The organism is Pirellulales bacterium (assembly GCA_035939775.1).
Taxonomy (GTDB): domain Bacteria; phylum Planctomycetota; class Planctomycetia; order Pirellulales; family DATAWG01; genus DASZFO01.
The window spans coordinates 1-21,565 of record DASZFO010000346.1; the positions used below are offsets into that span (position 1 = coordinate 1).

26 protein-coding genes are annotated in these 21,565 nt (G+C 61.7%); 13 read left to right on the plus strand and 13 right to left on the minus strand.

The features are described from left to right. Positions 1–96 precede the first annotated feature (96 nt). The 3 genes from VGY55_22180 to VGY55_22190 all read left to right on the plus strand — a co-directional run bounded on the left by VGY55_22180 (position 97) and on the right by VGY55_22190 (position 2,932). Complete coding sequence (locus VGY55_22180) at positions 97–666, plus strand: hypothetical protein (protein ID HEV2972692.1); 570 nt, start codon at positions 97–99, stop codon at positions 664–666. Positions 667–929: 263 nt separating this feature from the next. Beyond that, a complete protein-coding gene (locus VGY55_22185; protein HEV2972693.1) occupies positions 930–1,823 on the plus strand; it encodes an ATPase domain-containing protein in 894 nt (297 codons plus the stop codon). Between the two features lie 146 nt (positions 1,824–1,969). Continuing rightward, positions 1,970–2,932, plus strand: coding sequence for an RluA family pseudouridine synthase (locus VGY55_22190; GenBank protein ID HEV2972694.1), 963 nt, complete (start codon positions 1,970–1,972; stop codon positions 2,930–2,932). A gap of 4 nt (positions 2,933–2,936) precedes the next feature. Here VGY55_22190 and VGY55_22195 read toward each other — a convergent pair whose 3' ends face one another. Both VGY55_22195 and VGY55_22200 read right to left on the minus strand, forming a co-directional pair. After that, a complete protein-coding gene (locus VGY55_22195) occupies positions 2,937–3,158 on the minus strand; it encodes a type II toxin-antitoxin system HicA family toxin (GenBank protein ID HEV2972695.1) in 222 nt (73 codons plus the stop codon). Beyond that, entirely contained in the window at positions 3,151–3,372 is a 222-nt protein-coding gene (locus tag VGY55_22200) for a type II toxin-antitoxin system HicB family antitoxin (GenBank protein HEV2972696.1), read from the minus strand. The genes VGY55_22195 and VGY55_22200 overlap by 8 nt, the downstream gene beginning before the upstream one ends. Before the next feature lie 151 nt (positions 3,373–3,523). Between VGY55_22200 and VGY55_22205 the strand changes: the two genes are divergently transcribed. Further along, positions 3,524–5,266, plus strand: a complete 1,743-nt coding sequence (locus VGY55_22205) for a radical SAM protein (GenBank protein ID HEV2972697.1) — start codon at positions 3,524–3,526, stop codon at positions 5,264–5,266. 42 nt (positions 5,267–5,308) lie between these two features. Here VGY55_22205 and VGY55_22210 read toward each other — a convergent pair whose 3' ends face one another. Beyond that, a complete protein-coding gene (locus VGY55_22210) occupies positions 5,309–5,491 on the minus strand; it encodes a hypothetical protein (protein ID HEV2972698.1) in 183 nt (60 codons plus the stop codon). Between the two features lie 105 nt (positions 5,492–5,596). Here VGY55_22210 and VGY55_22215 point away from each other — a divergent pair, with 105 nt between their 5' ends. Next, the gene (locus VGY55_22215) at positions 5,597–5,794 is read left to right on the plus strand and encodes a hypothetical protein (GenBank protein ID HEV2972699.1); all 198 of its coding nucleotides are present in this window, start codon (positions 5,597–5,599) and stop codon (positions 5,792–5,794) included. 641 nt (positions 5,795–6,435) lie between these two features. Here VGY55_22215 and VGY55_22220 read toward each other — a convergent pair. The 4 genes from VGY55_22220 to VGY55_22235 form a co-directional block, all read right to left on the minus strand. Further along, positions 6,436–7,554 carry an ABC transporter permease gene (locus VGY55_22220; protein HEV2972700.1) on the minus strand — a complete coding sequence of 373 codons (1,119 nt, stop codon included), beginning with the start codon at positions 7,552–7,554 and terminating at the stop codon, positions 6,436–6,438. A gap of 5 nt (positions 7,555–7,559) precedes the next feature. Next, the gene (locus VGY55_22225) at positions 7,560–8,705 is read right to left on the minus strand and encodes an ABC transporter permease (protein ID HEV2972701.1); all 1,146 of its coding nucleotides are present in this window, start codon (positions 8,703–8,705) and stop codon (positions 7,560–7,562) included. Positions 8,706–8,772: 67 nt separating this feature from the next. Next, positions 8,773–10,521: an ATP-binding cassette domain-containing protein gene (locus VGY55_22230; GenBank protein HEV2972702.1), complete on the minus strand. Its 1,749-nt coding sequence runs from the start codon at positions 10,519–10,521 to the stop codon at positions 8,773–8,775. Continuing rightward, on the minus strand, positions 10,518–11,663 hold the full coding sequence (locus tag VGY55_22235; GenBank protein HEV2972703.1) for an efflux RND transporter periplasmic adaptor subunit: 1,146 nt from the start codon (positions 11,661–11,663) through the stop codon (positions 10,518–10,520). The genes VGY55_22230 and VGY55_22235 overlap by 4 nt, the downstream gene beginning before the upstream one ends. A gap of 209 nt (positions 11,664–11,872) precedes the next feature. On the opposite strand from VGY55_22235, the gene VGY55_22240 reads away from it, so the two are divergent. Continuing rightward, on the plus strand, positions 11,873–13,522 hold the full coding sequence (locus VGY55_22240; GenBank protein ID HEV2972704.1) for an efflux transporter outer membrane subunit: 1,650 nt from the start codon (positions 11,873–11,875) through the stop codon (positions 13,520–13,522). Between the two features lie 122 nt (positions 13,523–13,644). Here VGY55_22240 and VGY55_22245 read toward each other — a convergent pair whose 3' ends face one another. Beyond that, the gene (locus tag VGY55_22245) at positions 13,645–14,052 is read right to left on the minus strand and encodes a PIN domain-containing protein (GenBank protein HEV2972705.1); all 408 of its coding nucleotides are present in this window, start codon (positions 14,050–14,052) and stop codon (positions 13,645–13,647) included. Continuing rightward, positions 14,049–14,282 carry a hypothetical protein gene (locus tag VGY55_22250; protein ID HEV2972706.1) on the minus strand — a complete coding sequence of 78 codons (234 nt, stop codon included), beginning with the start codon at positions 14,280–14,282 and terminating at the stop codon, positions 14,049–14,051. Before VGY55_22250 ends, VGY55_22245 begins: the two co-directional genes overlap by 4 nt. A gap of 232 nt (positions 14,283–14,514) precedes the next feature. Here VGY55_22250 and VGY55_22255 point away from each other — a divergent pair, with 232 nt between their 5' ends. The 7 genes from VGY55_22255 to VGY55_22285 all read left to right on the plus strand — a co-directional run bounded on the left by VGY55_22255 (position 14,515) and on the right by VGY55_22285 (position 18,539). Then, positions 14,515–14,769, plus strand: coding sequence for a hypothetical protein (locus VGY55_22255; GenBank protein ID HEV2972707.1), 255 nt, complete (start codon positions 14,515–14,517; stop codon positions 14,767–14,769). 188 nt (positions 14,770–14,957) lie between these two features. Then, a complete protein-coding gene (locus VGY55_22260) occupies positions 14,958–15,839 on the plus strand; it encodes a neutral zinc metallopeptidase (GenBank protein HEV2972708.1) in 882 nt (293 codons plus the stop codon). Between the two features lie 46 nt (positions 15,840–15,885). Further along, the gene (locus VGY55_22265) at positions 15,886–16,494 is read left to right on the plus strand and encodes a hypothetical protein (GenBank protein HEV2972709.1); all 609 of its coding nucleotides are present in this window, start codon (positions 15,886–15,888) and stop codon (positions 16,492–16,494) included. Positions 16,495–16,632: 138 nt separating this feature from the next. Further along, positions 16,633–17,058: a hypothetical protein gene (locus tag VGY55_22270; GenBank protein HEV2972710.1), complete on the plus strand. Its 426-nt coding sequence runs from the start codon at positions 16,633–16,635 to the stop codon at positions 17,056–17,058. A gap of 61 nt (positions 17,059–17,119) precedes the next feature. Beyond that, on the plus strand, positions 17,120–17,332 hold the full coding sequence (locus VGY55_22275; GenBank protein ID HEV2972711.1) for a hypothetical protein: 213 nt from the start codon (positions 17,120–17,122) through the stop codon (positions 17,330–17,332). Continuing rightward, on the plus strand, positions 17,329–17,643 hold the full coding sequence (locus VGY55_22280; protein HEV2972712.1) for a type II toxin-antitoxin system PemK/MazF family toxin: 315 nt from the start codon (positions 17,329–17,331) through the stop codon (positions 17,641–17,643). The genes VGY55_22275 and VGY55_22280 overlap by 4 nt, the downstream gene beginning before the upstream one ends. A 203-nt stretch (positions 17,644–17,846) precedes the next feature. Next, positions 17,847–18,539 (plus strand): FHA domain-containing protein, encoded by a 693-nt coding sequence (locus VGY55_22285; GenBank protein ID HEV2972713.1) that lies wholly within the window; start codon positions 17,847–17,849, stop codon positions 18,537–18,539. Between the two features lie 111 nt (positions 18,540–18,650). Here the strand turns inward: VGY55_22285 and glp are convergent, their stop codons facing one another. The 4 genes from glp to VGY55_22305 form a co-directional block, all read right to left on the minus strand. Further along, entirely contained in the window at positions 18,651–19,946 is a 1,296-nt protein-coding gene (gene glp / locus VGY55_22290) for a gephyrin-like molybdotransferase Glp (protein HEV2972714.1), read from the minus strand. Between the two features lie 8 nt (positions 19,947–19,954). Then, positions 19,955–20,659, minus strand: coding sequence for an aminodeoxychorismate/anthranilate synthase component II (locus VGY55_22295; GenBank protein ID HEV2972715.1), 705 nt, complete (start codon positions 20,657–20,659; stop codon positions 19,955–19,957). A 4-nt stretch (positions 20,660–20,663) separates the two neighbouring features. After that, entirely contained in the window at positions 20,664–20,954 is a 291-nt protein-coding gene (locus VGY55_22300; GenBank protein ID HEV2972716.1) for a putative quinol monooxygenase, read from the minus strand. 158 nt (positions 20,955–21,112) lie between these two features. Beyond that, the gene (locus VGY55_22305) at positions 21,113–21,493 is read right to left on the minus strand and encodes a FliM/FliN family flagellar motor switch protein (GenBank protein ID HEV2972717.1); all 381 of its coding nucleotides are present in this window, start codon (positions 21,491–21,493) and stop codon (positions 21,113–21,115) included. Between the last annotated feature and the right edge of the window lie 72 nt (positions 21,494–21,565).

Genomic DNA, 21,565 nt, shown 5'->3' on the forward strand with positions numbered 1-21,565 from the left:
CGGCCGGATTTGTTAGGTGCTCTTGTGGGGCGAAAACAAATCATCATGTGATTGGCAACAGGTTCAGTTGGTCAAGCGTATTTAAGGTCGTGTTCCATGTCTACCGCGCGCAGGCCGCAGCCCGAGGAAGTCGAGCAATTGCTCCGCAACGCGCAGTTGCGCGACGAGTTGGAGCCATACTTCGACGAGTCGATCGGGCAGTTGAACGTGGCCGGTCTGCCGACGCCAGTCGAGAATGAATTCCTCGCCTCGATGTTGGCTTGGGAGCGGGCGCCGGCGCTGCCGATCGGTCAGTGGTTCGAGCCGGAGTTGAAGCTACCGCCGCCGGATGAGTTGACCGATGCTGAGCTACATGCCGCATTGTGGGACGCGATCCAAAAGCTGTTCGCCAAACGGATCGTGCTCGACTTCACCGACCATCTCTCGGACCGGGCACTCTATTGCCTGATCTATCGCGACATTCTGCCGTCACCCGAGAAAAAGATCGACGCGCCGCAGAACTACCTGCATTGGGATTGCTCCGATGCGGGCGGGGACGCCGATCTTTGGCTCCGCTTCTACGCCACCGAAGAAGACCGCGCGAATTGGGCCGACGATTTCCCCGGCCCACTCCCGCCGCGCGAAGCGCCCCCCTATCCGCGCAAGATGCCGCAGGCGCCGTTTTGAGCAAGCCAAACGCACGCAGCCCCGCTGCAAGCGCGGCCGGTGGCACTGGCTAGAAACGTCGGCCAGTGCAGAGTCACCAACCAACATTAGCCCCGCGCTTGGTCTTCCGAGACGCAACAACACCTTAATTCGGCCGCTGGGGCGGGTTCCGGCGCTGGCCGACTTCGCTGGCCGGTGCCACCCTCTCCGCGCTACTACCACACGCGATCGCCACTCCTCTTCGGCGCTTCATGGGGAGGCCGATTGCTCGTATACTTAAGTTGATGGACGCAAGGGATCGGCTCAGCACGGGAATTCCCGGACTCGATAAGCATTTAGGGGGCGGCCTCTTGCCGGGAACACTGACCGTCGTGGCGGGGGCGACAGGGATCGGCAAGACGCAGCTTGGGCTGAGTTTTCTCAACGCCGGTGAGCAGCAGGAGGGGCGGCGCGGGATTGTGTTTGATATGAGTTCGCGCGGCGATTCGCAGAACCATGCCGCCTACGCCGCGGCCCATTTCGGTTGGCAACTGCGGGCAATGCTGACAGAGCAGCCGCCGGTGACCGAGCAGGTGTGGACCGCCGATGGTAAATTGGGAGACTATTTGAACCTGTTTCGACACTCGGGCCAGCGCGTCACGCAGCGCGATCTCGGCTTCGACGATTGGCTCAATTGGAAGGCCGAATTGGCGAAGCAACTGGCGACGGCCATTTTCTTCTTCTACGGCCATTTCATCCGCGGCGTCCGCCGGGCGGTCGTCGATGGGATGGAGCCGGTCGATCGTCCCAGCGAGTCGATCCAGTTCGAGATGTTCGAGTACATTTATAACCAGATCCTTCGCAAGGAATCGGATTGGGTCGCCCGCGATTTGCTGCGCGAGCGTTTTCGAGCGCATGAGTCGGAGGTTGCCCGCCACGCTTACGATTATCGTCGGATCGGCTGCCTGCTGCTCTACACGACGCGCGAAAACATGCTCGAAGACCTGATTGGCCGCCCGCTTGACGAGGGCGATGTGTTCTCGAACGCCAACACGGTGATTTATCTCGGCCGCGTTCGCGAGGGCAACCGCCTCGGCCGCGCGCTATACATCGCAAAGCACCGCGGCAGCGCCTGCTCGGAAGAGATCGTGCGGTATCGAATTGATGACAGAGGAGTGACGATAGGGGCGAGCGCATAGGGGCGAGGGAACGCGCCACAACGAGGTTTGCGACTTGCGAGGAAATACAATGATTGAAGCGACCGTAGTCGGCATACGAATGCGACAAATTCCGCGCTTCCGCTTGCGCGTCTCTCATCCCTCATCCCTCATCCCTCGCCCCTGATATGTCCGACATCTTTCACGTTCTGCCGCAGCAAGAGAATCAGACGGTGGCGGCGGCGCTGCGCCACTGGCTGCCGGGCAGGTCGTGGGGACAGATTCGGCGGCTCATGAAGGGGCGCCAAGTGATGGTCAGCGGCAATCTGTGCGTCGATGCGGGCCGGCGATTGACATTGAAGGATGTCGTGAAGATTCTGCCCACGCCGGCTGCCGCGCCGCCGCGTGCCGACGACGTCAAGATCCGCTATCTGGATGAGCATCTTGTCGTCGTCGAAAAACCGGCCGGTTTGACCTCGAACCGTCACAAGGATGAGCAGAACTGGCCCGCCCGGCGCAAGCAATTGCAGCCGACGCTCGACGAGCTATTGCCGCACTTGATTGCCCGAGCCGATCCGCGAATGCGGCGCCGCAAGGGAATCCCGCCGCCGGTTCGGCCAGTGCACCGGCTCGATCGCGATACGAGCGGATTGATGATCTTTGCGCGCTCGGTCCGAGCCGAGCGGCACCTCGGCGAGCAATTTCGCCATCACACGACGCACCGCCGTTATCTGGCGATCGTGCAAGGAAACGTGCAGGCCCAAACGATCTCCTCGCGACTAGTCCGCGACCGGGGCGACGGCCGCCGCGGGAGCACCAGTTCGCCCCACGTCGGCAAGCCTTCCACGACTCATATCCGGCCGCTCGATCAACTGCAGGGTTACACCATGATCGAATGCCGACTAGAGACCGGCCGCACGCACCAAATCCGCATTCACCTGTCCGAGCAAGGGCATCCGGTCTGCGGCGACAAACAGTATCATCAACCGCTGTTCCAGCGCCCGATCCCCGATACGAGCAATGCCCCGCGATTGGCGCTTCACGCGACGGAGCTGGGTTTCGTCCATCCGATGACCGGCGAGGAGATGCGCTTCTCGATGCCGCTGCCGAAGGATTTGAAGGAGTTTTGGGAGCGGCTGCGCGGCGAGTGACGTCTTAGCTCTCAAACTCGCTACGCGGGATACCCGACTGCCGGATGATGGATCGCAATGTGCCGATTCGCACTGCGCGATGGTTCGGCACCGGAACGGTCGTCGTTCCTTCGTCGGTCAACCGCTGCATCACAATGTGGCTGCCCTGTTGCCGGACTTTCTGATATCCGTGCCGTTCGAGGATGGCGCAGACCTCGCGTCCGGAAAGGACGCGCAGCTTACCCAACGGCCACCTCGAATTGAGTCACGAAGGTGTCGCCGACAAGGCGCTGTTGAACCTCGGCGGCCGAGGCGTGGTCGAAAAAGAGCTGCACGGCCTCGCGCAGGTTGTCGCGAGCCAATTCAATGCTGTCACCTTGACTTGCGATGTCCAACTCAGGGCACAGTGCGACGAACCCGTCGTCCTCGCGCTGAATGATTGCTGTAAGTCGCTTGCTCATTTTGCACCTATAATCACCGACGTAGATCGACGTAAAGCCGAATCCATTTTATCTCGCCCGGTCTATATCTGCGATAGCAGCGCGCTGAATTCGATGCCGACAAATGATATGATCAGTACGCTACCGATTCCTCATTCTCAATTCCAAATCCATGTCCCGCCGCCGCATTCTGCTCGTGCAATTGCCGATTCCGCCGGTCGGGCCGGGCCCAATTCGTGGCAACGTGCCGTTGGCGGCGGGCTATTTGAAGATGTATGCCCAGCGCCGCGGGCTGGATGCGATGTATGAGATTGAGATTCTCCCGACGCCGTTGGCCAACACGCTCGGCGATCAAGGGCTTGTCGCCGCGATTCTCGCCGCCGAGCCGTGGATGGTCGGATTCACCTGCTATCTCTGGAACATCGAGCGCACGCTTTGGATCGCCACGGAATTGAAGCGGGCGCGGCCCGAGTTGAAGATCATCCTCGGCGGTCCGGAGGTGACGGCCGACAACGAATGGGTGCTCGCTCATCCGGCTGTCGATTACGCGGCGATCGGCGAAGGAGAGCAGACATTCAGCGACTTGCTTGAGTCGCTCGAGCGCGCCGATCGACTGTCGCAGCCGATCGCCGGCCTGTATGTGCAAGGCGGCTCGGTTCCCGAATTCCGCCGCCCGCTGCCCAAGCTGGATGAGATTTCGTCCCCGTATCTCGCTGGCATTCTCGACGCGGCCGATGAGCAGACACTGCTCTTGGAAACCATCCGCGGCTGCATCTTCAAGTGCAAGTTCTGCTACTACCCGAAGAGCTACGATGATCTGTGTTTTGTCTCCGAAGAGAAGATCGTCGCGAACTTGGAGCACGCCCGGCGGCGCGGGGCGAAAGAGGTCGTGCTGCTCGATCCGACGCTCAATCAGCGCCGCGACTTCAGCGGCTTTCTCAAGCTCCTCGCCCGCTGCAATCCGGACCGGCAGTTCACCTATTTCGGCGAGTTGCGGGCCGAGGGAATCAACGCCGAAGTCGCGCGGTTGCTGCGCGAGGCGAATTTCACCGAGGTCGAGATCGGCTTGCAGTCGATCGATCCGCTTGCGATGGAGTTGATGGACCGCAACAATAATCTGCGCGCCTTCGAGCGCGGCGCCCGGGCGATGCTTGACCAAGGGATCAAGGTCAAGGTAGACCTGATCATCGGCCTGCCCGGCGACACGGTCGATTCGATTCGCCGGGGAATCGACTATGTGCATCAGAGCGGCCTGTATTCCCAGGTGCAGGTGTTCAACCTGGCGATCCTGCCCGGCACGGCATTTCGCCAAGAGGCGCGGCAGCATGGGCTGATCTTCCAAGATCGCCCGCCGTACTACGTGCTCGAAACTCCGACGCTCCAGTTGCAGCAGATGGTCGAGTTGATGGAAGAAGCGCAAGAAGTGTTCGAGACAGAGTTCGATCCGCTTCCGCCGCCGATGCTTCCAGAAGTATCCGATTGCGCCATCGATTTGGATCACCTGCGAGCCGAATCCCTCGATCACCTGCCTATGGCGGCTGATCGCGCTCAAGCCTTCACGCTCCGTCTGCGGTCAACGGATTTCGATTCACGCCGCCGCCGAGCTGCCGACCTAGTCGCCCGCCTGCTGGACGACAATCCGTACTCGACACTACAAATCGTATTCGAGCTGGCCGGCGACCCCGGCCACTTGACCGCCCGAACGCTCGAATTGGTGCGCGAGGCTTGCTTTCGCCGACCGAGCTATCTGGACAAATTCTACACGATGCTCCCCGGCCGGCCGAAAGGCGCCAAGCGACTAGTCATCTGGCTCGCGTCGGCTCGCGACACGGCCGATGTCGCCTGGCTCGACCGCGTCGACGAATACGCAGACGTGGTTTGCCGCGACGAGTTAGTATCGCACGAAATCGCTTAACCCCAATGCTTCGCTCGCTGCTAGCGCTGCGTGTGGATGGCCCTAGACGATCGTGCGGTTGTCGGCGTCGACTTGACTTTGCAGATTGCCGGCCGAGTCGTAGGTCCAGGTGGTCGTGGCCGCCACGGGATTGCCGCTCGCGTCGTGGATCGTGACCTGCTGGCTCGTCCGCTCGTTCTCGGCATCATTGCCGTAGCGAGTCACGTTGTAATTGGGGTCGGTCACGCTGAGCAGATGGTTGCCTTTGACACTGGTACAGTCTCGATCACCTACCGGCAACCGGTCGTTAATGGCCTTCAGGCGATCATTTTTTCGGCTTGATCCCTTCCGGTGAAGCGTAGAAGTGAGACGCGGCGCAGGCGCCATCTCCTCCTGTTGCGGCCGCGGATGAAGCCCTCGCCCGACGATGAAGCTGCGGAAGCCGACGCCGACGCGTTCGGTGCCGATGGGTTCGCCGAATCGGTTGCCGGTGCGGTCGAAGTCGCGGGGACGGTTGGCGCCTTGGCGGTGTCGTCCGGAGGCGGGTAGGAAGCCGATCGGCGCTGTGGGGCGGCAGGCGATGCCTCCGGTGCTGGCGAACTCGTCGGGGACGGCGTCGCGACCGCGGACTCGCCTTTCGCACTATCGGCAGCCGGCGGAATCGGCTTGGAGTCGGTTCGTGAACTGTCCGCGCTTACGGGGACAATCGCCCTTTGTTCCGCAGTCCCCTTTTGTTCCGCGACCGTCGAAGCATTGGTGCCCGCCGCGGCCAGGGACAGTCCTCGACCGTTGGTTGGAACTGAGTCGCGGGCAGTGGCCGCGCTCGACGGCGGAGGTGTCGCGGGAGAAATCTGGCGATACCAGAATGAACCGACAATCCCGACCACGATTGCCAGCCCTACGGCCCCGCCAATCCACGGCATGACGGAGGCTCCCTGATCTGAAACTGACGCTACTACGTTCGTTGGCTGCTCGCTCATATCGCACCATCCTTCGACGCGAGGAAATGGGAGTGGCCGCCTAGAATCGGCATCCTGCCACACCGAGGGGGAGCCGTCAAGCGTTGCGGCGCAAAACCTCATGAGGATTCTCCGGATTCAGCCTACGCAAGAAACGCCCCTCACCCCGACCCTCTCCCAAAGGGAGAGGGAGAAAACGACGGCGGCAGTCCCTGTCGGTTTTCGACGCCGTCACACCAAGCGGTGGCGGAACATCCAGGCGGCGCTTGAGAGCGTGAGCGTGGCGATGACGGCCAGCGGCCAGAGGTCGGGCACGAGCACGTCCAGCCCAACCCCTTCCAAATAAACCCGCTGGGCGATGTCGATCGCATACCGCAGCGGATTTACGAGCGTGAGATACTGCAATCCGATCGGCATGCTGCTAATCGGCGTAGTCAAGCCGGAGAGCAACGTGAATGGAAGGATCAACATGAACGAGAACAACATCGCTTGCTGCATCGTCGCCACCACGGACGAAATCAGAAGCCCAATGCCGACCGCGGCCAGCAGGAAGAAAATCACGCCGACGTAAAGCGTCAAGAACGAGCCGGCGAACGGGATGCGAAACCAAAGCTGCGCCACCAGCAGGATGCTCGTCGATTGCACCAATCCGATGAGCACCGACGGCAGGGCCTTGCCCGCCATGATCTCGGTCGGGCGAAAGGGAGTGACCAGCAATTGATCGAAAGTGCCTTGCTCGCGTTCGCGGGCGACCGACATGCCAGTGAGCAGCAGCGTTTGCAGCATGGTGAGCGTTCCGATCAGGCTAGGGATCATCCGCCAGCGAGTTTCGAGGTTGGCGTTGAACCAGGCCCGACTGGTGATGCGCACTGCCGGATTGCCCTGCGCGTGGTCGGCCCGCCATTTGGCGTTGAACGTTTGGACGATTGTGCTGGCATAGCCCAGCGCGGTGCCGGCGGTGTTCGAGTTGCGGCCGTCGCCGATGATCTGCACATCGGCCGGAAGGCCCAAGAGCAGCCGGCGCTGGAAGTCCTGGCCGATTTGGATCACGAGCACGGCCCGGCGCTCGTTCATGAACGTGGCGATGTCGTCGGCTCGGTCCAGATTGGCGACGCGATGGAATGCGCCCGAACCGTCCATCCCGGCCAGCAGATCGTACGAGGCGACGCTGCGATCCTGGTCGAGCACGGCATAGGGGACGTCGTTCAGATCATACGTGGCCGCGTAGCCGAAGACCAAGCACTGAATCACGGGCGGGCCAAACAGGCTGAATCGGCTCTGCGGATCCGCGAGCACGGCCAGAAGTTCCTTGCGCGTCAGAGCCAGGATGCGGAGGAGGGCGCTTATCATCGGGGTTAAAGCTCCTTCCGCGTTGCGCCGCGGGACAGCGACAGGAGTACCGTTGCAAATGCCGCGAGCACGGCCGCGGAGGGGAGGATTACCGGCCAAATGTCGCCTGCGAGGAACACGGTTTGAAGCACGGCCACGAAATACCGCGCGGGCACCACGTAGGTCAACATGCGCACGCCGGTCGGGATGCTCCGCAGGTCGAAGAGAAAACCTGAGAGCATCATGGCCGGCAGGAAGGTGACGACGATCGTCATCTGACTGGCGACGAACTGGCTTCGGGTCACCGAGGAAATCAGCAGCCCGATCGACAGGGCCACGAGCAAATAGAGCATCGACGCCGCGGCCAGCACCGTCAACGAACCCCGCAGCGGCACATGAAACAGAAACTTCGCCGCCAAAATGCACAACAGCCAGCCGATCATGCCGAGGGCAAAATAGGGAATGGTCTTTCCCAACAGGATTTCGTCGGACCGGACGGGCGTGACGAACAGGGCCTCGAGCGTGCCCCGTTCCCACTCGCGGGCCATGACCAAGGCCGTCAAGAGCGCGCCGATGAGCGTCATCACCAGCACGACCAGGCCGGGGACGAGGAAGTAGTGGCTATCGTTGGCGTCGTTAAACCAAAGGCGGTTTTGCACGACGACCGGCCCGCTCGGCACCGGCTTTCCCTCGACTGCTTGCCGCGCCGCCCATTGGCCGAGCGCGCCCTCGGCGTACACCTGAATGATCCGCGCCGTGTTGGCGTCGGTGCCGTGAACGAGAACCTGCACCTCGGCATTGCCCTGACTGAGCCGCCGGGCGAAATCCGGCCGAAAGCGGATGACGGCATCGACCCGCCGCTCGAGCATCCATTGCTCGGCCACAGCCATCGAAGTCGTCGCCCGCGCATCGAAATAGGAGGACAGCTCGAAGCTGGCCGCGGCTTCGGTAGCCTCCGGCGACGGGTCTTCGAGCACCACCGCCACCGGCACATTCGTCACATCGAGCGAAAGCCCGTAGCCAAAGAGCAGAATCAGCACCAATGGCAACACGACGCCGATCGCCACGCTGCTGGGATCGCGAAAGATTTGCCGGCTTTCCTTTTTCACTAGCGCCGACACGCGCCGGAATTTTGCTGACAGCCGGTTTTGATTGAGGGGGCGATCAGGCATGAAGATTTATCGCATGGAAGCAGTTTAACCGCGACCCGTTCACGGTATCGAATATATCAAGATCGGCCTATTCCTGCCGCTCGTCCACGATCGCGATGAACGCGTCTTCCATCGTCGGCGCGCGGCCGGGCTCGGCGCGGGCGTGGCTGCGGACTTCGGCCGGAGTGCCTTGAGCCAGGATTCGGCCGGTGGCCAGGATCGCGATGCGGTCGCAGTATTCGGCCTCTTCCATGAAGTGCGTGGTGACGATTACGGTGACGCCTTGCTCGGCCAGCGCCGTGATCCTTCGCCAGAATTCGCGGCGAGCCAAGGGATCGGCCCCGCTCGTCGGCTCGTCGAGGAACAGTATCTCCGGTTCGTGCAATAGGGCCGCAGCCATTGCCAACCGCTGCTTGTAGCCGCCGGGCAGCTCGCCGGCCGCCAGTCGGGCGAAATTTCCCAGCTCGAACTCTCGCTCGGCCCACTCGATGCGCTGGCGCTTGCGGTTGCCGCGGAGGCCATAGGCATTGGCGAAGAAATCCAGATTCTCGGCCACGGAAAGTTGACCGTAGAGCGAAAACTTCTGCGCCACGTAGCCGATTCGCTCGCGGGCTTCTGCCCGAGCGGTTCGCAGATCGACGCCACCTACATTCAACGTGCCTTCGGTCGCGGTCAGCAGTCCGCATAACATGCGGAACGTCGTGGTCTTGCCGGCGCCGTTCGGTCCGAGCAGCCCAAAGATTTCGCCGCGGCGGACTTCGAATTCGATATGATCGACGGCTGTGAACTTACCGAACCGCCGCACCAGATTGTGGACCTCGACGGCCGGCTCACGATCGTCGCGCCGCGGCGGGCGATCGAGCTTCATCTCGCCGACCGCGTGCTGCTCAGCCCCGCGCCGCAGAAGCACCATGAAACCATCCTCGAACCTGGGCGGCGTCGGCGTCATTTTGACGTTCGCGAGGACGCCGCTCGCCGGCGCCTGGTTGGCACCCTCGCCGCGAACCAAGCGCACGTCGCCACCCTCCGGCACGGCATCGACGACGCCCGGCTCGTCGAGCAATTGGGATTGCAGCACGCGAGCGGCTTGCCCGGCGGGAGGCTCGATCAGAAAAGTCCGCCCGGCCGCCAAGTCGCTGACCTCCTGTGGCGGGCCTTCCGCCAGCACTCGGCCCTGCTCCATCACGACGACTCGGTTGCACCGCTCGGCTTCGTCCAAATACGAAGTGCTCAACAGCACTGTCAGCCCTTGGTCGTGAACCAACTGCAATATGATCTGCCACAAATCGCGCCGCGAGATGGGATCGACTCCAACCGTGGGCTCGTCCAAGAGCAAGAGTTCCGGCGAGCGGACCAGCGTGCAGGCCAGGCCCAGTTTTTGTTTCATGCCGCCGGAAAGGCGGCCGGACAGCCGATCGGTAAACGGCCCGAGCGCGGTCATTTCCATCAGCCGCGGAAATCGCTCGCGGCGCTCGTCTTTCGCGATGCCATGCAGGTCGGCATAGAGATTCAGGTTTTCGCCGACGGTCAGGTCTTCGTACAGACCGAATCGCTGCGGCATGTATCCGATGCGATCTTGAACGTGCTGCGGATCGGCGGCCACGTCGATGCCCAAGACGAGCAGGTCGCCTGAGTCGGCGGTGAGCAGGCCCGTGGCCAGCCGGATCAGTGTGGTTTTTCCGGCGCCGTCGGGGCCGACCAGTGCGGTGAGCGTACCGGGCTCAGCTTCGAGCGAGACGCCGTCGAGCGCCTGAATGGTTTGCCCGCGGCCGCGGGAAAACGCTTTGCGGATGTCGCGGCCTTGCAGCGCTGGTCCGATGCCCGCTGCGGCGCTCATCGCTTGCTCTCCGCCGACGGCGGCGACACTTCGTCGTTTGGTTGCGACCGGGGCTTCCCTTCGGTCCAGCCCCGGCCACTCGCCGTTTCGTCGGCCCCATCGTCCTGCCTCGTGCCTCCCGCCTCCTGCCGACTGTTCGTCGCTGCACCCGCCTTGCCGGCCTGATCGAGGGCCACCTGCACGGTTGCCGGCATTCCCAGCCGCAAGTCGTCCGTCGCGTCCTTCACGAACACGCGCACCTCATATACCAAGCTGGTGCGCAGCTCGGTGGTCTCGACCGGCTTCGGTGTGAACTCGGCCGTGGGGGATATGAAACCGACCCAGCCGTCGAACGACCGATCGGGAAAGCTGTCGACCGCCACTGTGGCCACCATCCCCTGATGCACGTGACCAAGGTCCCGTTCATTGACATACGCTCGGACCCACTTCGGATCGATAATTGCCAGCGAGAAGACCGGCTTCTGCGGCGACGCCATTTCGCCCGGCTCCATGATCCGTGTGCGAACGACGGCGTCCATCGGCGCGATAAGCTGGGCGTCTTTGAGCTGCTGCTGAAGGAACGCGAGCTGAGCTTCATTGGCTTTCAACCGGGCTTCGTTCTCGGCGATCTCCTCCTTTCGCGGCCCAAGCAATTGCAAGTCCAACGCTTTTTGGTTCATTGCTTGTTTAGCGTCGGCCACGTCGAGGCTCGCCTTGGCGTCGTCGAATTGCTGCTGGCTCGCGGCGCCTTTGGGTGCGAGGCTTCTCATCCGATCGTATTGCAGGCGGGCGTTCGCAGCATCCGCCTTGGCCGCTTCCAGGTTGGCTCGAGCTTGCGCGATTTCCTCGGGCCGATTGCCGTTGTGCAGCCGCTCGACCACATTGCGCTGCGCGGCCGCCGTGGCCTCGGCCTGCGCCACTTGCGGTTCCAATCGCCCCGTGTCGAGCTTGGCCAGCACTTGCCCGGCGCGGACATGGTCTCCCTCCTGCACCAGCACGGCGGCGATCCGCTCGCTGTTGTTAAAGGCCAACTCGACCTGCCGCAAATCGACGTTGCCGTACAACGTGAGCTGCGTGGCGGGCGGCTTACGATGATTCCACCACCACACGGCGCCGATTCCGACGGCCGTCAGCAGCAAGAGGATCACGACCGTTCGTTTCATGGATCACCTGGGAACACGAATTCGACGTTTGCGTCGCGAGGAAAAAGCGGCGGGGCGCATCCGCAAAACCGGCAAACTTTGGCTAGCTTGGTGGACTCGGCGGTCCGGGCGCTTTCGGCTCATGCGGCATTTAACGGTTGACCGAGAAGTACGATAAGCTCGGGTTTGGCCGATTGTTGCAGATTTGCGGATCGTTAGGGAGACCTCCTGTGGTTCAACCGCCCGGACTCGACGCGATCGGCCGCGGCGCACGCCGACTGATGGGCGGACAGCGCGGCGCCGATTGGTGGTCTCCGCGCCTGCCGCGGCATCCGATGGTCGCCGCGTTCCTGTTGGCGACGCTGCTGGCGTGCGGATGCTCTGGGCTCGACGAGTGGTGGCATAACGGTTTCAAGGTCGGGCCGAACTACGCTACCCCCGCCGCGCGGGTCGCCCCGGCCTGGATCGACGCCGGCGATCGCCATTTGAACAGTTCGCCCGCGCTCGATTGCGGCTGGTGGACGGCCTTCGGCGACCCGACACTCAACGGCCTGATCGACGCCGCCTACCGCGAAAACCTCGACCTGAAGATCGCCGGCACGCGGATTCTCGAAGCCCGAGCGCAGCGGAATATCGCCGTCGGCAACCTCTTCCCGCAATCGCAAAGCGCGCTGGCCGACTACGCCCACGCGCAAGTGAGCAAGAATCTCAACGTGCCCATCGGCAAATCCTTGGACGTTTGGGCGACGGGCTTCAATGCTTCCTGGGAAGCCGATTTCTGGGGACGGTTTCGCCGGAACGTGGAGGCGAACAATGCCGAGGTGGATGCCTCGGTTCAAGGCTATCGCGATGCGCTGGTGCTGTTGCTTTCCGAGGTAGCCACCGACTACGTTCAGCTTCGCACCTATCAACAGCGATTGGCTTATGGCCGCCGCAATGTGGAAATCCAGCGAGGTTCGCTCCGCCTGGCCGACGAGCGGTTCAAGAAGGGCACAGCCACGGAACTTGACGTCCGCCAGGCCCGAGCGAATCTCGCACAAACGCAGTCGCTCCTCCCGCCGTTGGAAGCTGGCCGGCGGCAGGCGAGCCATCGACTCTCCGTGCTGCTCGGCATGCCGGCGACCGATTTGGCTGGGCTGTTTCCTGCCGCGGCGATTCCCAAAGCGCCGATTGAAATCTCTGTCGGCGTGCCGGCCGATCTATTGCGCCGCCGGCCCGATATCCTTAAGGCCGAGCGGGAACTGGCCGCCGAGAGCGCCCGAGTCGGCGTCGCCGAGTCGGATTTCTATCCGCGCGTGACGCTCAATGGCTTTCTCGGCTACACGGCCAAGGATCTCGATGAACTTTTCGAACCCAAGAGCTTCACCGGGTTTATCCTTCCCACAGTCCAATGGCCAATCTTGAACTACGGCCGGATCATCAACGGGGTACGCGCCCAGGACGCCCGATTCCAACGCGCCGCGCTGCAATATCAGCAGACAGTGCTGACGGCCAGCCAAGAGGTCGAGGATGCCTTGGCCGGTTTCTTGCAAACCCAGCAACAGGCCAACCACCTGGAAGACGACGTGCAGCAACTTTCGCGGGCGGTGGAACTGGCGACCGATCAATTCGAAGGTGGCCTGGCCGATTTCAATCGCGTGTTCGAGACGCAATCCTCGCTAGTCAATGCCGAGGATCAATTGGCCGTGGCCCGCGGCAACATCGCGCTGAATCTAATCCAAGCCTACAAGGCCCTCGGCGGCGGCTGGGAATACTTCATGCAACCCATTCCACAAACTTTGCCGCCCACCGCGGAAGAAGTGGCCCCGCGCGCCGAAGACAAAGATGAGATTCCGAAGCCGAACGGCGCAACATCCGTCGCGCCGAACAAGGGCGGCTGAATGGGCTCGGCGGGAGACGGTTTCGGCAAGCCATATGCGTCGATCTCGACCAAAATCTCCTGATCGTTGCCATATTGTTGGCACGCGGTCGCGCTGTCGCCAATTCGCCTGTTGGTCGCGCGCTATTCACGCCTCAGCAATGCCACGAATCCGGCCTGTTCGAAATGATGATCGGAAGTCAGGGAGCCCGTTGATCCTCGATCTTGCATTACGATAAACGACGTGCAATCGGTGAGCGACCAATCCTTGTCGGGCCGGCTAAAGAAGAGAGACAGGCCGCACTCGAATAGGTCGTGGGAAGCGAGCACGATCTCGATAATTGCAGCGCGCTTCAAGTTAGCGACCTGCTCGGCAAAGACGGCGCGCTGGCTTTCGCGGGTGCAGAAATTCGCCACCTCCAAGAGAATGAACTCGGTCGTCAGTCGGAACTCCACCTCCCGCGCGGCCGCCTCTCGCGCAATCGAGTGCAGCGAATCACGATCGTTCAATATCGCCGCGAAAAAGGACGTATCGGCGAAAACGGCCGTCATCGGTTCTTGGGCGTTCCATAGAGGTAATGATCGTGATTGATCGCGAGATCTTCCGGCAAATCGTGGATCGCGCCGACGACATTCCCCAACTCTTCGAGAAAGCTGACGGCGGGGGCCGGCGCGGTCGAGGTCTCGGGCAACGGTTCGACGCGAACCGGAGTTCCTTCGGGGAGAGGAACCGGCGCGTCGAACACGACTCGGCCATTCTCAATTCGTCCTTCGAGCGACATGGAACGTCCTTTCTTCAGTATTCAGTCCCTTTGATTCTACCCTATACCGCGTTTTCAAGCAGCTAGTTTAATCCAATGTCGGTCGGCGAAATGTCACCCGCGCCGAGTAAATGCAAGCCAGCGACTGAATTGACTTCGCGGCGGACGTATTCGTCGGGCACGCGATCGGCGGCAATCGATCCTCTGGTTCTGATCGGTGGGACTTGCAAGTGCGGCCGGCTATGATGACGGCATGGATGACGCGAAGATAAATGCCGCCGTAAAATACCTCACACATGAGGCGATACGGTCCACGAATCCGCTAGGCGAACTCATGGTTCTGCTCGAAAAACTTGACGAGACACGGTGGAGCAAGAAAGAGATTCACCGGATTAAAACGTCTTGCTGGCGGATTCTTGGCGCGGCATACGGTGTCGAACCGCCAGAAACTCTGGCGACTAAAACCACCAACGACCCGAAAGACCCACCAAAGGATTCTGCGGATTAAACCGCGTGCCGCCGACGTGAAATCTGAATTTCAAATGACCCCATTATCCGATTTTCGTGGATTTGACATTCGTCCGACCGCCGCCTTATTCTGAGGCTCTATGAGCCGAATTGACTGAGACCCGTTTTTCAATCAAACCCATCCGCCGCTCGCGCCGCCTATCGCCGAGTGAGATCGAGGAAATCGCCGTGCGTCTCGATGGTCAGGAAGAAAGTGAGAATGTCGAAGACCGGCGGTCAATGACGCCGGGCGGGATGGTGCTTGGCGGTGGGTTAGGAACACTGGTGCTCGCGCTGGTTGTCTATCTGCTCGGCGGCGATCCGATGCAGTTGTTTCAGCAGCAGCCTGGCCAGCCCGGTCAGCAGCAGCCCGGTCAGCCTGGCCAACAGATCCAGCAGCAGGCGCCGGCCGGGGCGCCGCAGCAGCAACAAGAGCTGCGGCATTTCGTGGCCATCGTGCTCCGCGACACCGAAGTAGTCTGGGATGACCTGTTTCAAAAGCAGCACAAGGCATATCGCTATCCGAAGCTGGTGCTGTTCACCGACTCGGTCGATTCCGCCTGCGGGTTCTCGAGTTCGGCGGTCGGGCCGTTCTATTGCCCCGAGGATGAGAAGGTCTATCTCGATCTAGGGTTCTACCGCGAACTCAAGACGCGATTCGGCGCGCCGGGGGATTTCGCGCAAGCGTACGTGATCGCCCACGAAGTCGGCCATCATGTGCAAAAACTGCTCGGCATTTCCGATCGCGTCGCGGCCGCGCGCCGCGGGGCTAACCGGGCGGAGGCGAATCAACTTTCCGTGCGGGTGGAATTGCAAGCGGATTTCTTCGCCGGCGTTTGGGCGCATCACGCGCAGGAGCGGTTCAAGTTTCTCGACCCCGGCGACATCGAAGATGCCTTACGCTGCGCCAACGCGATCGGTGACGATCGCCTGCAAATGCAAGCCCGCGGAATGGTCGTGCCGGATTCGTTCACACACGGCAGCTCCGCCCAACGCGTGCGTTGGTTCAAGCGCGGCTGGACCACCGGCGACATGACGCAGGGCGATACGTTCGGCGCAAAGGAACTTTGAGCACCAAACTTGACACGTGCGTCGTTGCGGACCTAGGTTGGCGTAGATGGAGACTAGCGCCAAGCGCCCGCGATCGATCTTCCAATTCAGCCTGCGCGGGCTGCTGATGTTCTTCGCCGCTGCGGGGCTGGCATCGGGAGCGATGTGTCAGGCCAGCGAGGCATGGGTTGGCGTGATTGTGTCGGTTACCTTCGTCGCGATTCTCGCCGCCGTTATCCGCGCGATTTTCTTGACGGCTGGCCGCCGCGCCTTCTCGATCGGATTTGCGATTTGCACGGCGAGCTATTTCTTGCTCTACTTTTATATTCCGCTTTTCTACCCGGCCATTCCTGGCGCGCATGAATTGGGCGAGGACCGACTTATCGACATGATTCCGACGACGAAATTGCTAAATCTGCTGTACGGAATGACACACTCGGATGCGAATTTGTCGCCCGCCGCTTGGCCGGAAACGATCGAATCACCAGTTGGCGGCGGCCGTAGCGGCGGCGCATTTCAAGTTGGGTCGAACGCGGTCGTGAGACCGACCGTACAGGACGTTGAAGTGGCTCGAAGCTTTCTTCTGATCGGCCAGTGCATTTGGGCCTGGGTTGTTGGTTGGCTGGGTGGCTGGTTCGCCCAATTGCTGGCTTGGCGGCAGGCGAGACGAGCTTGATTTCGTCAGCATTGACAGGCGGCGCGCCGGCGTTATATGCTGCGCGCGTGGTTGATTGACGTCCGACCTTTGGATTATCTCTCGAGCGGCCGCGCCCGGTTTGGTGGCGGCCGGTTTTTTGCGCGGGGGTGGATTACCGTGGCGCCCGTATTGCAAGCCCTGGTCGTGGCCGATCGAGTCTATGAAGACAAGGCCACCGGCAAGAAGATCATCGCCGGCACCTTCAGCCGGCTGTTCTTCAAGCGGCCGGGTCCCGCGGGGCAGCCGATCTCCATTCCGCCGTCCGGGGCGCAGATGGGGTCGCCCTTCGCCTACATCAGTCTGACCGATATCCACGGCGCGGCGAACCTAGTGATTCGCTATGTGCGCCTGGACGCTCAAGAAGACAGGCCCATCTTTCAGACCGATACGATCGCGGTGAAATGCGAGGACCGCCTGGCGACCGTCGAGCTGGCCATCCCGCTGCCGCCGCTGCCGATCGTCAAGGGCGTTTTTGCCCTGGAGGTCGTGTGCGAAGGAGCCTTGCTCGGGTCGCACAAGATCGTTGTTGACGAAGCGCCCTAATGGCTTCGCTCTCCTGGCGAGCCTTATTGCTTGGCGATATTCGCCAGCCTATGATTACGCCATGAGTTCAATCGAGTTCGAAACGGAATTGCACGGGGAACCGGTTCTGGCGCTTCCGCCGGACGTCGTGGCGCGACTGCCCAAGTCGGGCCGTGCGACGGTCATCGTTCATGTCCAGAATGATGACGAAGATCAGCAGTGGCGAAAGGCCTCCTACGAACAGTTCATGAAGGACGACGGCCCGGATGACGCCGTATACGACTCCTATCAATGACGTTTGGCAAAATCTTCATTTGTCGCTTTCCGTTCGCGTCGGGGCTGGCCAGCAAGGCACGCCCGGTATTAGTTCTGTTCGACGTGGGACTTGACGTTGTCATCTGCCGGATCACGTCGGCGGTGCACTCAGATATGTTAGATATTCCGGTCACGGGCTGGGCGGCCGCAGGGCTCGCAAAACCGTCGGTGATTCGCTTGAGCCGCCTGGTCACGGCGGAAAAGACGCTGCTTTTTCGTCGTCTGGGCGCGCTGTCCGTAACAGACCAAGAGACGGTTCGCACTTTATGGAACGCGAACATGATGCTCTAACCCGCGAGCATTCGCAGCCCCGCCAGTGTAGAATAGATGTGGGGAACTCTGCGGCGGAGCTTGTTTTGCCGCTGGCCAATTCGTCCGCTTGACCGACGTTTCCGCGGCGTGTTATAAGCGCAAGATGGAGCGGGCCGCTGCCAGGAGTCGGTTAGCCCCGGTTCCGTTCATCTCCCGATACTTGACCGCCGCTCGTTGACCTTATGGCCACCATTACGTTGCGCATCCTCGACGGCTCCGACCGCGGGCGCTCCTACGACGAACTTCTTACGCCGGTCACCATCGGCCGCGAAGAGGGGAACTCGATCCAGCTCAACGACGAGCGGGTCAGCCGCTTCCATCTCAAGATTCAGGAAGACCGCGACAAGATCGTCGTCACCGATCTAGAAAGCACCAACGGCACGAAGGTCAACGGCGAAGACGTGCAGCTTCGCATCCTGCGGTTCGGCGATCTGATCAGCGTCGGCCGATCCGTGTTGCTCTACGGCTCGCGCGAGGAAATCAGCCGTCGCCTGGCCGAATTGCGCGGCGAGAATGGCGACAGCGTGAACACGCTCGAGGCATCGGAATCCGCAGGCGCTTCCGAAGCAAAGAGTTCCGATCTCGAAGCGAATTGGGAAGAGCGTCTCGAAATCCGCGACACGCTCCATAACTTGGAGCCCCCCGACATGCCGCAGCACTTGAGCCCGGCTCAGGCCGCCCAGATGTCGGAGCTGCTCGAATACCTGCACAACCGTATCCGCGCGTTGTTGGAATCCGTTAAGTTCAAAGGAGCAGCCGAGCGGATCACGCTCGATTTCGAGCAGTGGCAGAATCTCCTGGACGTACAAGCCCGGCTGGCAGGCTATCTCCGCTCGATCGGCGATCCGCACGAGCCCCACGAACCCGAAGAGTGAGCGGAAAGCTTCACCACGAAGGGCGCTAAGGACACGAAGAATCTAGATTCGTTGATCGGGCAATATACGCATTGTTTTCTCCCTGCACTTCGTGGTAGTCCTTGTTCGCTGTTATTCGTCGAGCTTCTCCACATTGATGATCTCGCCAGCGGCGAAAGTTCGATCGCCCGCTGGGAAAACGATGAGCGCGTTCGCATCGACCAGGCCGCGGAGGTCGGCGGAGCCTGCCCAGCGCAATGGTGTGACGGCGGGCACTGCGGTTGGCTCGCCAGTTTCCAGAGCGCCCGGATAATACGTCGGCCGATCGCCGCGATGAGTGAAGTCACTGGTGAGTCGTGCGGGCATCATGCGATGGCATGCCCTTGTCTCGCGACCCGACGATCTGGCGATCGCCGGTTTGACGAACAACTCGAAGCCAACGAAGCTGCTCACCGGGTTCCCAGGCAAGCCGAATACGAGCGTCTGACCGATTACATCGTCGCCCCGCATGCCGAACCAGAGCGGCTTGCCGGGCTTCACGCGAACCCGATGAAAGACTTCTCGGACTCCCAGCGCGGTCAACAAGCCGGGCACCAGATCGAGCACGCCGGTGGATACGCCCCCTGAAACAATCAGCAGATCGTACTTCAGGCCCTGTGCCAAGCGCTCGCGAAGCGGCCCAGGCTCGTCGCGCGAGATTCCCAGATCGACCGGCTCGGCGCCGGCCTGTCGAACGGCGGCCAAGAGCATCGGGCCGTTGGAATTGCGAATCTGACTGGCAGCCGGTGTTTTTCCTGCGTCGACCAATTCGTTGCCGGTGGAGAGCACGGCGACGCGACTGCGTGGAATCGCCAGCGCCTCGGCCCGGCCGACTTCGGCCAGCATTCCGATCTCGGCCGGCCGAATCAATCGGCCGCTATGCAGGACGACATCGCCGCGGCGCAGCGATGTGCCCTTCCGCAAGATGTTCTGGCCCGGGCGTGGCGGCTCATCGGTGATTCGCACTCGCCGCGGCGGCGAGATTTTCCCCTCTCCCCTGGCGGGAGAGGTGCCGGGGGTGAGGGGTAGAACCTCCGCAAACTTATCGACAAATTCTGTTCGCTCTTGCATCACGACGGCATCGGCCCCATCCGGAATCGGCGCACCGGTCATAATCCGTGAGCAAGTTCCAGCCACAACCGTTTTGGCCGCCACGGCACCAGCCATGATCTCCTCGAGCACGTCCAGCTCGGCATGGCCGTCGACGATATCGGCCGCGCGAACCGCGTAGCCGTCGACCATTGACTTATCGTACGGAGGCGAATCGATGTCGCTAGCCACGTCTTCCGCCAGAACCAGCCCGAGCGCATCGGCCAACGGCACACGCGCCGCCGGTCGCCGCCTCGTACACTCAAGGACCCGCTGCAAAGCTTCGTCAACGCTGAGCATACTTCGAATCAGTCGTTGTCCGCGGGGATCGAGGTGTCAAGCGTCTGAAGCGGGATGCTGCGGGCGGAAGCCGGCTGCTGCCCGGCCATTGCTCCCGCGGAATTCGGTTGCGCCGGGTCGGCCACAACCGGACGGATTTCGAGAAACCGCCGCAAGATGTCGATGCCCCGATGAGTCAAAAAGCTCTCGGGATGGAATTGCAATCCGAAAACCGGAAACCGCTTATGACTGATCGCCATGATCTCGCGGCCGCCGTTGGCCATTTCGCTCCAGGCGGTCATTTCATAGTCAGCGGACAAGGTGCCGGGCCGAATCACGAGGCTGTGATACCGCGTTGCCTCGAACGGGTTGGGCAGTCCGGCAAACAGGCCGCGGCCGTCGTGATGAATGCGATCCACTTTGCCGTGCATCAATTGCACGGCCCGCACGATCTCCCCGCCGGTCGCCTGGCCGATCGCCTGATGTCCCAGGCAGACGCCCAGCACCGGCAGCTTGCCGGTGAAATGCTCAACCGCAGCACACGAGATGCCGGCTTCCTTGGGGGTGCAAGGGCCGGGCGAGATGATCAGATGTGTCGGGCGCTTGCGCTCGATCTCGTCGATCGTGATTTGATCGTTGCGATGGACTTCGATATCCAGCGAGGGATCGATCTCGCCCAGCCGCTGCACGAGGTTGTAGGTGAACGAATCGTAGTTGTCGATCAGAAGAATCATCCCGTCACCCGCTCACCAAATCCGACGGATGCCCTTCGCGATGGATCAGTGGCATGACCCTCGGCTGATAGATGGTCGTATAGGCTTGCGCCGTGCGGTGCCGATCGAGCGCCTCCTGCGACTCCCACCGTTCGTGCAGGAGAAACTTCGCGGCGTCATTTTGCGACTGATAGACTTCGAACCTCAGGCAGCCGGGTTCCTGCCGCGACAGCCCGGCTGCCTCAGTCAAGAGCCGGCGGACTTGATCGACGTCATCTTTGTTCTTGACGGCGAGCCAAACGTTGAGGAAGAGCATCGGGGAAAGGGACGGGGGATAAGGGGCGAGGGACGACGGGCGGCAACGCTGCGACCCCGTTGTGGTAAGTGTATCCGGTCCGTCCCCGAATGGCCACTCGTCGCCGAACGAGTGCTGCCTTTCTCGTCCCTTGTCCCTCGCCCCTCACCCCGCGCCTCTCATCCCTTACCGCCCACCGCCTTGAATCGCTCCCCCGGCAAGATAAGCGAGGTGATGCGGAGGCCGAATTTGTCGCCAACTTTGACGGCTTCGCCTTGGGCGACGCGATGGCCTCCGACGCTCAGATCGAGCATCTCTTCGCAAGATTTGGCGAAATGGATGATCGAGCCGGGACCGAGTTCGATGATCTGCCCGACTGGCTGCTTTTTCGCCGCCAGCGTCACCACCACGGGGACCTGGATATGCAGCAGGCTGCGCGTGTATGAGGAGAGGCGGCCGGATGAACGAGCGCGCGAGGATCCGACGCTTCCGGTGGGGACGCTCGATTCGTGATTCGTTTTGCTCAGCGGAGTTGCCGCGTCTTGTTCGAGCTTGTCCATAACGAGCAGAGAAGAGGGAATCGAACCGCTAGAAGTGCGCAACGCTATTATCGGACGGCGGGCATGATAAAC